Origin of the sequence: Pectobacterium punjabense (assembly GCF_012427845.1) — a bacterium.
Lineage (GTDB): Bacteria > Pseudomonadota > Gammaproteobacteria > Enterobacterales > Enterobacteriaceae > Pectobacterium > Pectobacterium punjabense.
Genome location: NZ_CP038498.1, coordinates 697,336 through 709,173, shown reverse-complemented (window position 1 = coordinate 709,173; position 11,838 = coordinate 697,336). Strand labels below are relative to the sequence as shown.

Sequence of the window (11,838 nt, the reverse complement as noted above, 5' to 3'; positions counted from 1 at the left end):
GAACAAGGGTAAATCTCTGCAAGTGTCAGCTCCACATTTGCGGCAATTGTGGAGAATGAGGAGGAATTGTGTAAGAAAGCGGAAGCATTGCGTTAATCAAACCTTGTGTTAATAAAACCTGTGTTAACACCGCGACACGGCTTTGCTACTCTACCCTTGATGCTTTTTTACAGCACCACGGGTAATCGCTGAAAAATACCAGCCGTGAAATTATCGCAGCGAGCGCCTAAAGGCAGTGGCCTCTTGTGCCAACACATCAAGATGGGCATGAATGACTTTCATTTTCTGAATCAGCGGATTTCGCTCCGGTGAGCTATCCATCGAGCTCAACTGCGCAGAGAGCCTTTCAATCTGCGTGCAAAGGTAAGCGTCACGCTCTCTCGCCTGAAGCAGTTGCTGATGAAGGGAGTGATGTTCCTGTCGCCACGTCTGCTGCTGACGCTGAACGCTTTGCTCTAACGCCCGAAGCGCGCTATCCAGCCGATATTCCAACTCTTCCACCCGCATAACGATACCTTTGCCCAATAAACCCGCGGATTATAATGTCACACGCCCCTGACAACAAACACTCCGGCACGCGATCCCTTGCTGACTCGCGCTTCTCCCTACGATTAGCAATGACTTCACTCACAATAAACAAACATAAATTTCACAACTCACTCAATTACCGCTAGATTGAACATCATGACTCATCAGACCAGTTAACTTCACCGGAGAGTGCAATGACTGCCTACCCCATGCTGCTTACTCCACTCGATCTTGGCTTCACCACGTTAAAGAACCGCGTAGTCATGGGTTCGATGCATACGGGTTTGGAAGAACACCCGGACGGCGCAGAAAGGCTGGCAGCATTTTATCGTGAGCGGGCGCTGGGCGGCGTAGGTTTGATTGTTACAGGCGGTATTGCGCCAAACGCAAAAGGAGCCGTCGCCAAAGGAGGCGCGACCCTACATGACGAGACACAGGTGGCGCATCACCAGATACTCACGCAGGCGGTACACGAGGCAGGCGGAAAAATTGCGCTGCAAATTCTCCACGCGGGGCGCTACAGCTATCAGCCCGATCCGGTCGCGCCCTCCGCCATTCAGGCTCCGATTAACCGCTTTGCGCCACGGGCAATGAGCACGCAGGATATTATGCAAACCATCAACGACTTTGCTCATTGCGCCGTGCTGGCGCAGCAGGCAGGTTACGATGGCGTGGAAATCATGGGCTCGGAAGGCTATCTGATTAATCAGTTTCTGGTGGCACACACGAATCATCGTGACGATGAATGGGGCGGTGATTTTCAACGCCGCTGCCGTTTTGCACTTGAGATTGTCCGCGCCGTGCGGGAGCAAACAGGGCCTGACTTCATCCTGATTTACCGTTTATCCATGCTCGACCTGATAGAAGAAGGCTCAAGCTGGCAGGAAATTGTGCAACTGGCGCAGGCCATTGAGCAGGCGGGCGCCACTCTCATCAATACCGGCATTGGCTGGCATGAAGCGCGTATTCCCACTATTGCTACACTGGTGCCGCGCGGTGCCTTCGGCTGGGTGACAAAGAAGTTGATGGGGAAAGTCCGCATCCCGCTGATTACCACCAACCGCATCAACGATCCCAGCGTAGCGGAACAACTGCTGGCCGAGGGCTGTGCTGACATGGTATCAATGGCGCGCCCTTTTCTCGCCGATGCTGAACTGGTGGCAAAAGCGCAGTCGGGGCGTGCTGATGAAATCAATACCTGCATCGGCTGCAATCAGGCCTGCCTCGATCAGATTTTCGCTGGTAAGGTCACTTCTTGTCTGGTCAACCCACGCGCCTGTCACGAAACTGAACTACCTATCCAGCTTGCGCGGGTCAGTAAACGCTTTGCAGTGGTCGGCGCAGGGCCTGCTGGCATGGCCTTTGCCGTCAACGCCGCCGCACGCGGCCATCAGGTCACACTGTTTGAAGCGTCTTCCTATATTGGCGGACAGTTCAATATTGCCAAACAGATCCCTGGTAAAGCGGAATTTTATGAAACGCTGCGCTACTACCGTCGCCAGTTAGAACTGCACGGCGTCACGCTGCGCCTGAGCACGCAGGCAACGGCGACGGATTTGCTCGGTTTTGATGATGTGATCCTGGCATCTGGCATTGTGCCGCGTATCCCCGCGATTGCAGGCATCGATCACCCCAATGTGCTGAGTTATCTGGACGTACTGCGCGATAAAAAACCCGTCGGTAAGCGAGTGGCCATTATCGGTGCAGGCGGCATCGGTTTTGATACTGCACACTACCTTTTAACTGAAAAGCGCCTTCCCAGTAGCCATCATCACCTTAATTCCCCTTCTTCTCAGCCTGAATACAATGATTTTTATGCGGAATGGGGTATCGATAAACAGCTACAACACCGGGGCGGCCTGCTGCCCCATCAATCTGGCGAGCTTCCCCACCTGCGGGACATTACCTTATTACAGCGGAAGGCAGGCAAACCCGGCGAAAATCTGGGCAAAACGACAGGTTGGATACACCGCACTACCCTGCTGCGCCACGGCGTGACGATGCTGGGCGGCGTGGAATATCACCGTATTGATGATGAAGGGCTGCATATTACCCATGACCAGCAAATGCGCTGCCTGCCAGTGGATAACATCATTATTTGTGCTGGTCAGGAGCCCAACCGAAAACTGTATGACCCCTTGCAGGCTGCCGGGTGCCATGTTCATCTGATTGGCGGTGCTGATGTGGCACAGGAATTAGACGCTCGCCGGGCAATCGATCAGGCTACCCGGCTGGCGTTAACGCTATAATTTAGGCAAGGTGGCTTAGCGGGACGAGCCCGTTTTAACCGCACGCAGCACGGCAAACTTGGTGTTGCTGGCAATGGTTTCACAGTTACCGAACAGGCGCTTCAGCTTGTGGAAGTAATCCAGATGGCGATTGCCCACAATACGTAGTTCACCACCAACCTGAAGGCAACGACGGGCATCCATAAACATCTGCCAAGCGATTTCGTCCGTCACCGCCTGCTGCTGGTGGAACGGCGGGTTACACAGCACCGCCTGCAACGTATCGCGCCTAACGCGGGACAATCCGTTGTTCACCGTGAAGCTACAGCGCTCGATATCCTGCGGACAGTTAACCTCAACGTTCATCTGGCTTGAGGCCACCGCCATGTAGGATTCGTCAAAGAATCCGACGGTAGCCTCCGGGTTGGCTTTCAGCGCGGCCAGCCCAATGACACCGTTGCCACAGCCGAGATCGACGATCTTGCCATCTATCTGTTCCGGCAAATGCTGCATAAAGAAACGTGCGCCGATATCCAACCCATTACGAGAATACACGTTAGCGTGGTTTTGAATACGATAGCCGTAACCATCCAGCTCCCACTCAGTAGTAAGTGACTGCTCACTGACTTTTAGTTCCGCCCACTCACAGTGAACCAGACGTGCCTTTTTCCAGGCCAGCGAGGTTTTCGTCGGCCCCATCACACGCTCAAACAATTGCAGCGTAGAGGTATGAATATCCCGCGCCTTCGCCCCGGCAATAATACGCGTTTGCGGCGTGACGACCTTACGCAACATTCTCAACTGGTGTTCCAGCAGCGCGATCGTTTTGGGTATCTTCATCACCACCAGCGCAGGCGCATCGGGTAGCTCCGCCATGCTATCCAACAGCGTTACCGCATCGGCATCATAACCGTTCAGTTCCAGATTATGTCGCGTCGCCAGTTGGCTGAGATAAGAGTCACTGATACTGACAGGTGATTGCGCCTGCAAGCCGCAGGCCAGCGCACCAAACGTATCATTGAAAATCAGGCGCGGCCCCGGCGCGATCTCCATGCTGGCCAGCTCACGCAGCAGATATTCATCTGCGGCATCCCACGCCTGTAGCGCCGAGTTTTCAGCGACCTGAGGGTAACGCACCAACGTCAGGTTGCACGTTTCCAATTCGAGTTGGCTCATTAGCCTCTCCTACATCATAAAATTTGCGCTGTTTATCCCTTAAAATAGCCCATCAGTAAATGCTTTTCTCTGCCAGAAAAGGAAATGATTGACGTTGCCTTGTCATTTCACCGTGATAATCTGCCTATTCATCACCGATGCCTCAGGATACCAAACATTTATGATTCGCTTCGCTATTGTAGGAACCAGTTGGATCACCCGTCAGTTTGTTGATGCCGCCCATGAAACCGGCAAACTGAAGCTTACCGCCATCTATTCACGCACGGCAGAAAAAGCGCAGCCGTTTCAAGCTGATTATATGGTGGATACGCGCTTTGATTCACTGGACGCCATGGCGAAATCCGATCTTATCGACGCCGTGTATCTGGCAAGCCCTAACTCACTGCATTGCGAGCAGGCTCTGCTCTTCCTGAGCCACGGCAAGCATGTCATCTGTGAAAAACCGCTGGCTTCCAACCGCTATGAAGTCGAACAGATGATCGCCTGTGCCAGAGAAAATCAGGTCGTGCTCTTTGAAGCGTTCAAAACCGCCAGCCTGCCCAATTTTAGCGTGATCCAGCAGGCGCTGCCAAAAGTCGGCCGGCTGCGTAAAGTGGTGCTGAATTACTGCCAGTATTCCTCACGCTACCCGCGCTATCTGGCAGGCGAGAACCCAAATACGTTCAATCCGGCGTTTTCCAACGGTTCCATTATGGATATCGGCTACTACTGTCTGGCCTTCGCCGTGGCACTGTGGGGAGAACCGTGTACCACGCAGGCCAGCGCAACATTGTTGGAAAGCGGCGTGGATGCACATGGCAGCATTACCCTGAATTACGGCGACTTCGATGTAACCATCATTCATTCCAAAGTCAGCCACTCCGCCATCCCCAGTGAAATTCAGGGGGAAGACGGCTCGCTGGTGATTGAAAAAGTTTCCGAATGCCATAACGTGAAATTCATCCCGCGTGAAGGCAAGCAGTTGGATCTCAGCCAGCCGCAGCATATCAACAGCATGCTGTACGAAGCCGACATCTTTGCCGCGTTGGTGAACGACGGCGATATTAACCATGCGGAATTGGCGCGCTCACGTACCGTCGCTGGGCTGCTGACAGAAATTCGCCGCCAAACAGGTGTCGTATTTCCAGCCGATGCCGCAGCGCCGGGAAGTGCAGAGTAAGATGGTGATAATTATTTGACCAAGATCATCTTTTCACCTATCTTCTGTCAGGCAAAGGGGAGTAACTTTTCCGCCAGCTAATCGTCATTACGATGCGTTCCGCATCCGGTTACTGGGCAACCTTGATGAAAAGCTTGATTCTTGATGAAACAGCTTCATTAATGTTGTAAGTGAGACCTTGCCGGAAGGCGAGGTGCATTTGCAGCTTTAATTATGAGCGGCCAGCGTCCTTCCGATGTTGGCCGTTTTTGTTTCTATACCCCAAATAATTCGAGTTGCAGGAAGGCGGCGACACAGTGAATCCCCAGGAGCTTACATCAGTAAGTGACTGGGGTGAGCGAGGAAAGCCAACGTACATGCAGCTTGAAGTATGACGGGGATATTTAAGGATCTTGCTATGCACACCATTGGCACTCCGTGGTTATGGGGCAGCTTCGCTGCCATTGTTATTGTGATGCTGGCCATTGACCTGCTCTACCAAGGGCGCAAAGGGTCAACGGTCATGACGTTTAAACAGGCTGCCGTCTGGTCTATCATCTGGGTCACACTCTCTCTACTGTTCAATGCCGGTTTCTGGTGGTATCTGGACGGCACATTGGGTCGCGACGTTGCCAACGCCCAGTCGTTGGCATTCTTGACTGGTTATTTGATTGAGAAAGCCCTCGCCGTTGATAACGTCTTCGTCTGGTTGATGCTCTTCGGCTACTTCGCTGTTCCGCCACAATATCAACGTCGCGTGCTGATTTATGGCGTGCTGGGTGCCATCGTTCTCAGAACGCTGATGGTGTTTGGCGGCAGTTGGCTGGTCACACAGTTCCAGTGGCTACTCTATGTGTTTGGCGCATTTCTGCTGTTCACCGGCATTAAAATGGCGCTGGCTAAAGACGGGGATGGCGCGATCGGTGACAAGCCGCTGGTGCGCTGGCTGCGTAGCCATCTGCGTATGACGGACAGCATCGAGAATGAACGATTCTTCGTACGCCGTAACGGCCTGCTGTACGCCACGCCGCTGTTTCTGGTACTGATTATGGTTGAAATCAGTGACGTGATTTTCGCCGTCGACAGCATCCCAGCGATTTTCGCCGTCACGACCGATCCCTTCATTGTCCTAACGTCTAACCTGTTCGCTATTCTGGGCCTGCGTGCCATGTACTTCCTGCTAGCTGGCGTGGCTGAACGCTTCTCGCTGCTGAAATATGGTCTGGCCGTCATCCTGATTTTCATCGGTATCAAGATGCTGCTCATCGATATCTTCCATATTCCGGTGGCCGTTTCTCTGGGCGTCGTCGCGAGTATTCTGATCATTACGATGCTGATCAACGTCTGGGTGAACAAACGCGCCGAGCGTTAATGCTTATCCCTCCATAGGGTGACGGACAAGGACGTCCGTCATAAAAAAACGTCAGGAACGTTTTTCAACGTTGCGCAGCAACGGCCCGTAGGGTGATGGATGTTCGTCATAAAAAAACGCCGGGAGCGTTTTTCAACGTTGCGCAGCAACGGCCCGCAGGGTGACGGACAAGGACGTCCGTCATAAAAAACCACATCATTGCTTTTCTCAAGAACAAATTTTCATATACTGATACGCGCAAACACATATCGTTACGGAAAGAAAAAGTCACCCGACACACGTCAGAGGTGCCAACTCCGTACAAACAACCACTTAGCGGAACGGTTATCCCGTCAAAATTATGGCAACTCAACACTCTCGTTTTTTGCAGTACGTTACCCACGGCAGCCTGGTTAAACAGATTCTTCTGGGGCTTGCGGCTGGTATTATTCTGGCTTCGCTGTCTACGCAGGCTGCACTGGCGGCTGGCTTATTGGGAACGCTGTTCGTCGGCGCATTGAAAGCCGTCGCCCCCATTCTGGTTTTGATGCTGGTAATGGCATCGGTTGCCAATCATCAGCAAGGGCAGAAAACCAATATTCGCCCGATCCTGTTTCTGTACCTCATCGGTACCTTCTCTGCGGCGCTGATTGCCGTTGTACTCAGTGTCCTCTTCCCTTCCACGCTGGCGCTCAACGCGCAGGCCGCCGACATCACGCCACCATCGGGTATTGTCGAAGTATTAAAAGGCCTGTTGATGAGTATTGTCGCTAACCCGATTCACGCTCTGCTCAATGCCAACTACATCGGTATTCTGGTGTGGGCTGTAGGTCTGGGATTAGCTTTCCGTCATGGATCAGCTTCCACAAAGAACCTGATCAGCGATGCATCTCACGCAGTAACGGCTATCGTGCGTGTCGTGATTCGTTTCGCACCGCTGGGGATTTTCGGTCTGGTCGCCTCAACGCTGGCAGAAACCGGCTTCGGCGCACTGTGGGGCTACGCTCATCTGCTAATGGTACTGCTCGGCGGCATGCTGCTGGTGGCATTCGTCGTTAACCCGCTGATCGTCTACTGGAAGATTCGCCGCAACCCTTATCCGCTGGTGCTACGCTGCCTGCGTGAGAGCGGCGTGACAGCCTTCTTTACCCGTAGCTCTGCCGCCAACATTCCGGTGAATATGGAACTGTGCCGCAAGCTGAATCTTAATGAAGATAGCTATTCAGTGGCTATACCGTTGGGCGCTACCATCAATATGGCGGGCGCAGCAATTACCATTACGGTACTGGCGCTGGCGGCCGTTCATACACTAGGGATTGAAGTTGATATCGCTACCGCATTATTACTGAGCGTGGTGGCAGCTATCTGTGCCTGTGGTGCATCAGGTGTGGCGGGTGGTTCACTGTTACTGATTCCACTGGCGTGCAGCATGTTCGGTATTTCCAACGATATCGCCATGCAGGTGGTCGCGGTTGGCTTCATCATCGGCGTATTGCAGGACTCCGCAGAAACGGCACTAAACTCATCAACGGACGTGATTTTTACCGCCGCCGTGTGTCAGGCAGAAGATGCCAAACTAGCGGAAAAAGAGCGTTTGAATCTGCTGTAACGGATTAGGGATTGATTATCCTCTTTCCTATAACGCCGTTCGCGTCAAAACGAACGGCGTTAGATTACGAGAAATACCTGAAGTTACGCTTTATTCTCTACGCTGAAAGGATCGATGCCGCGCTGCTGCATACGCCAGAAGCGGATGATGTTAAAGCCGTTCATCAGCAGGAAGCTGCCTTCGATCAGCGATCCACCAATCGAGCCCAGCCAGATATTATGCACAACCCAACCAGCGGTTGAGCACCACATCACGCAGCGCGTCGTTAACCCAGAGGTGCGGAACAGCGCCCAGGTACTGGCGACCGTCCCTGCTATCGGCAGCAGTTCCATCGCATGGTGCATACCCGACAAACCAAATCCGAGCGTTAATGCAATAAAGACAAACATCACAATGATGTTATGTGTTTTGAGTGAGATTAGCGTACGTGCCGAGTTCAACAAGGCGCTGGCACCTGCCGCATTTGCCCCCATCAAGAAGAAATGTAGGCCAATCACCGCGCTGTATGCCGAGAGCTGTATTTTAAATTTTTTATCGTTACGGTTGAAAAACATGGTGATACCGACCAGAAAAGCCAATACACCAACAGACTGGGCAACCCAATAGTGTGTCATGATCCCTGCCTCTAAAAAGTTGTGGCGAAAAAAAACGGCGCCATTATAAAAATGAAACGCCGTTTTATTTTAATTGGAATGCATGAAATTTACAACGTCACACCGCTCTTAAATATGGCTAATTCGCGGAAGTCGTTCACTTCATTCTTCGTACGCTTACCGTCAGCAATCTCGACAATCAGCTCGACGAACTGGCTCAGCAGTTCATCCATCGGCATGTCGTGGATCAGACGACCCGCATCGAAATCAATCCAGTGCGGTTTCTTTTTCGCCAGCTCACTATTGGTTGCCAGTTTTACGGTAGGAACAAATCCGCCGTAAGGGGTGCCACGTCCGGTACTGAACAGCACCATATGACAACCCGCTCCCGCCAGTGCGCTGGTTGCTACCGCATCATTTCCCGGTGCGCTAAGCAGGTTGAGCCCCGGAGTATGTAAGCGCTCACCATATTTCAGCACGTCCACCACTTTGCTCTGTCCGGCTTTTTGCGTACAGCCCAGTGATTTCTCTTCCAGCGTCGTGATCCCACCCGCTTTGTTCCCCGGCGATGGGTTCTCGTAAATCGGCTGGTTGTGCGCAATGAAGTACTGTTTGAAGTCATTCACCATGTGCACCGTTTTCTCAAACGTGGCTTCATCACGGCAACGGCTCATCAGAATACGTTCCGCACCGAACATCTCCGGCACTTCGGTCAGCACGGTGGTGCCGCCGTTGGCAATCAGATAGTCGGAGAAACGGCCTAGCAGTGGGTTGGCCGTAATACCAGACAATCCATCGGAGCCACCACATTCCAGACCAAACTTCAGTTCACTCAGCTTGCCTGGCTCACGCTTGTCATGGCGCATTGCTTCATACAGCGTGTGCAGACGCTCCAGACCCGCTTCAACTTCATCGTCCTGCTGCTGGCAGACCATGAACGTGACACGATCAGAATCAAAGCCGCCCAGCGTGCTGCGGAATGCGTCAACCTGGTTGTTCTCACAGCCCAGACCGATCACCAACACCGCGCCCGCATTCGGGTGACGCACCATGTTTTGCAGCATCGTGCGGGTGTTCTCATGATCCTGACCCAGCTGTGAACAGCCGAAGGTATGGCTGAACAGGTAAACGCCGTCGATACCTTCCGCATCGTTGGTTTCTTTCAGGAAACGCTGCTGAATCTGACGAGCAATACCATTTACACAGCCGACGGTTGGCAGAATCCATAACTCATTACGGATACCGACATCGCCATTTTTGCGGCGGTAAAGCTGCACCTCTCGGTCGCCCATCTGTGCAGGCAGTTCGAGAAACTCAGGTTGGTACTGGTATTCATCCAAATCGCTCAGATTAGTCTTCGCATTCTGGGAGTGAATATGTTCTCCGGGAGCAATGGAAACCAGCGCATGGCCGATCGGCAGGCCATACTTGGTAATCATTTCTCCCGGTGCGATGGTTTCCAGCGCGAACTTATGCCCGCGCACGACAGGTTGCTGAAGTGTCACCGTATAGCTATCCACCGACACCGTTTCACCTTGCTCCACATCACGCAAGGCGACAGCCACATTGTCCAGAGAATGAATTTTTATAATACTTTGCATGGATAACCCTTCTTGCTGATTAGCAATAACCTTCCACGGCTGCGCGCATACCGCGTTCAACGATGGTTTGTAACTGTTCTGTCACCTGCGCAGCAAGCCCAGGAACCTGCGTTAAATCCTGTTCCCAATGGTCCGCATCGCGCAGCACTACATTCACCAACTCAGCCAGGCTGACGGTGTTTTCTTTTACGCCCGCCCACAGCGAGGAATAACGCTCCAGCCAGTGTGCGTCGTCCTGCAGCGGATAAGTTTGCAACGCATCGCCTTCACCGCTGCGCTCACCGCGATAGAAGGCAATCAAGGCCGCCAACGCAAACGTCAAGCGCGCAGGCAGTTCACCGTGACGTTCACGGTAAGTCAGCAACTGCGGCAGAATGCGGGTACGGAATTTGGTCATGCCATTCAGCGAGATAGACAGCAGTTGATGCTGAATGAACGGGTTACGGAAGCGGCTTAACACGGCCTGAGCAAATGAGGTCAGTTCGTCATGCGGTAAATCCAATACCGGTACAATCTCTTCGGCAATGGTCTTTTCCACGAATTTGCCAATCAGGGCATCATCCATCGATTCGCCAACGGTATCCAGACCCGCCAGAAATGCGACTGGCACCAGCGCAGTATGCGCGCCGTTGAGGATCGCCACTTTACGTTCTTTATATGGCTTGATGTCATCAACGATACGAACGTTCAGATCCAGCTTGTTCAGACGTAACTCTTCCGCCAGCCACTGTGGTCCCTGAATCACGAACAGATAGAAGTGCTCCGCCGTATCCCAGAAGGTATCCTGATAGCCCATTTCCTGCTGGAGCGCCTCAACTTCGGCACGCGGATAGCCCGTAACAATGCGGTCAACCAGCGTTGAGCAGAACGTGTTGTGATCGTTCAACCACGCGGTAAATGTTGGTGTCAGTTCCCACTGTGCAGCATAGCGCAGCACCAGTTCTTTCAACGCCACGCCGTTGTAATCAATCAATTCACACGGTAGCAACACCCAGCCTTTATCTGCCGCACCGTCAAAATGACAGAAACGCTCATACAGCAGACGCGTTAATTTCGCCGGGAAGCTGACTGGCGGCGCGTCGCTCAGGCGATCTTCCGCGTGATAACTGATACCGGCTTCGGTGGTATTGGAGAAGACGAAACGGATGTTCGGATCGTGCGCTAACGCCAGATAGTCATCGAACTGACGGTATACGTTGATTTCACGGTTTACCGAACGGATCAGGCGGGGCTCGCGAACGGCCTCACCTTGCTCATTCAGGCCACGGATAATGGTGGTGTACAACCCATCCTGAGTGTCCAGTGCGGGCGGGAAATCGGAATCGATCGGGCGAACAATGACAATACCCGCATCCAAATCGGTGTGCTCATTCAGCAAATCCAACTGCCAGTCAACAAAGGCACGTAGGAAGTTACCTTCACCAAACTGGATAACACGATCCGGGTGTTGACGACCGGGGAAATTACGACGATTTAACGTTTGCATTAACAGGCTACCTCAGGACGAATCTCACATTCAGGGCATGACCGATAAACCGTCATCCTTGCCCTATATTCATATTCACCAGCACCCAATCACCACGCGCGCTGATGACAAAAGACCGAGACGCTGAG

The 11,838-nt window shown here is 52.8% G+C and carries 9 protein-coding genes; 4 read left to right on the top strand and 5 right to left on the bottom strand.

Going from position 1 to position 11,838, the window contains the following annotated elements:
• Positions 1-210 precede the first annotated feature (210 nt).
• Complete coding sequence (locus E2566_RS03190; RefSeq protein WP_107170134.1) at positions 211-507, bottom strand: hypothetical protein; 297 nt, start codon at positions 505-507, stop codon at positions 211-213.
• A gap of 215 nt (positions 508-722) precedes the next feature.
• Between E2566_RS03190 and E2566_RS03185 the strand changes: the two genes are divergently transcribed.
• Positions 723-2,777, top strand: coding sequence for an NADPH-dependent 2,4-dienoyl-CoA reductase (locus tag E2566_RS03185; RefSeq protein WP_107170135.1), 2,055 nt, complete (start codon positions 723-725; stop codon positions 2,775-2,777).
• Between the two features lie 15 nt (positions 2,778-2,792).
• On the opposite strand, the gene rlmG is transcribed toward E2566_RS03185, so the two are convergent.
• Positions 2,793-3,932, bottom strand: coding sequence for a 23S rRNA (guanine(1835)-N(2))-methyltransferase RlmG (gene rlmG / locus E2566_RS03180; RefSeq protein WP_107170136.1), 1,140 nt, complete (start codon positions 3,930-3,932; stop codon positions 2,793-2,795).
• Between the two features lie 160 nt (positions 3,933-4,092).
• On the opposite strand from rlmG, the gene E2566_RS03175 reads away from it, so the two are divergent.
• From E2566_RS03175 to sstT, 3 genes are all read left to right on the top strand, one after another.
• Positions 4,093-5,091, top strand: coding sequence for a Gfo/Idh/MocA family protein (locus tag E2566_RS03175; RefSeq protein ID WP_107170137.1), 999 nt, complete (start codon positions 4,093-4,095; stop codon positions 5,089-5,091).
• 397 nt (positions 5,092-5,488) lie between these two features.
• Complete coding sequence (locus E2566_RS03170) at positions 5,489-6,442, top strand: TerC family protein (protein ID WP_107170138.1); 954 nt, start codon at positions 5,489-5,491, stop codon at positions 6,440-6,442.
• A gap of 340 nt (positions 6,443-6,782) precedes the next feature.
• Positions 6,783-8,030 carry a serine/threonine transporter SstT gene (gene sstT, locus E2566_RS03165; RefSeq protein ID WP_107170139.1) on the top strand — a complete coding sequence of 416 codons (1,248 nt, stop codon included), beginning with the start codon at positions 6,783-6,785 and terminating at the stop codon, positions 8,028-8,030.
• 83 nt (positions 8,031-8,113) lie between these two features.
• Here sstT and E2566_RS03160 read toward each other — a convergent pair whose 3' ends face one another.
• The 3 genes from E2566_RS03160 to E2566_RS03150 all read right to left on the bottom strand — a co-directional run bounded on the left by E2566_RS03160 (position 8,114) and on the right by E2566_RS03150 (position 11,710).
• Complete coding sequence (locus tag E2566_RS03160; RefSeq protein ID WP_107170140.1) at positions 8,114-8,644, bottom strand: YgjV family protein; 531 nt, start codon at positions 8,642-8,644, stop codon at positions 8,114-8,116.
• An 89-nt stretch (positions 8,645-8,733) separates the two neighbouring features.
• Positions 8,734-10,224: a UxaA family hydrolase gene (locus E2566_RS03155; RefSeq protein ID WP_107170141.1), complete on the bottom strand. Its 1,491-nt coding sequence runs from the start codon at positions 10,222-10,224 to the stop codon at positions 8,734-8,736.
• 19 nt (positions 10,225-10,243) lie between these two features.
• Complete coding sequence (locus E2566_RS03150) at positions 10,244-11,710, bottom strand: tagaturonate reductase (protein ID WP_107170142.1); 1,467 nt, start codon at positions 11,708-11,710, stop codon at positions 10,244-10,246.
• Between the last annotated feature and the right edge of the window lie 128 nt (positions 11,711-11,838).

Coding starts and splice junctions, on each gene's coding strand:
- E2566_RS03190 (WP_107170134.1), bottom strand. CDS start 507: ATGCGGGTGGAAGAGTTGGAATATCGGCTGGATAGCGCGCTTCGGGCG.
- E2566_RS03185 (WP_107170135.1), top strand. CDS start 723: ATGACTGCCTACCCCATGCTGCTTACTCCACTCGATCTTGGCTTCACC.
- rlmG (WP_107170136.1), bottom strand. CDS start 3,932: ATGAGCCAACTCGAATTGGAAACGTGCAACCTGACGTTGGTGCGTTAC.
- E2566_RS03175 (WP_107170137.1), top strand. CDS start 4,093: ATGATTCGCTTCGCTATTGTAGGAACCAGTTGGATCACCCGTCAGTTT.
- E2566_RS03170 (WP_107170138.1), top strand. CDS start 5,489: ATGCACACCATTGGCACTCCGTGGTTATGGGGCAGCTTCGCTGCCATT.
- sstT (WP_107170139.1), top strand. CDS start 6,783: ATGGCAACTCAACACTCTCGTTTTTTGCAGTACGTTACCCACGGCAGC.
- E2566_RS03160 (WP_107170140.1), bottom strand. CDS start 8,644: ATGACACACTATTGGGTTGCCCAGTCTGTTGGTGTATTGGCTTTTCTG.
- E2566_RS03155 (WP_107170141.1), bottom strand. CDS start 10,224: ATGCAAAGTATTATAAAAATTCATTCTCTGGACAATGTGGCTGTCGCC.
- E2566_RS03150 (WP_107170142.1), bottom strand. CDS start 11,710: ATGCAAACGTTAAATCGTCGTAATTTCCCCGGTCGTCAACACCCGGAT.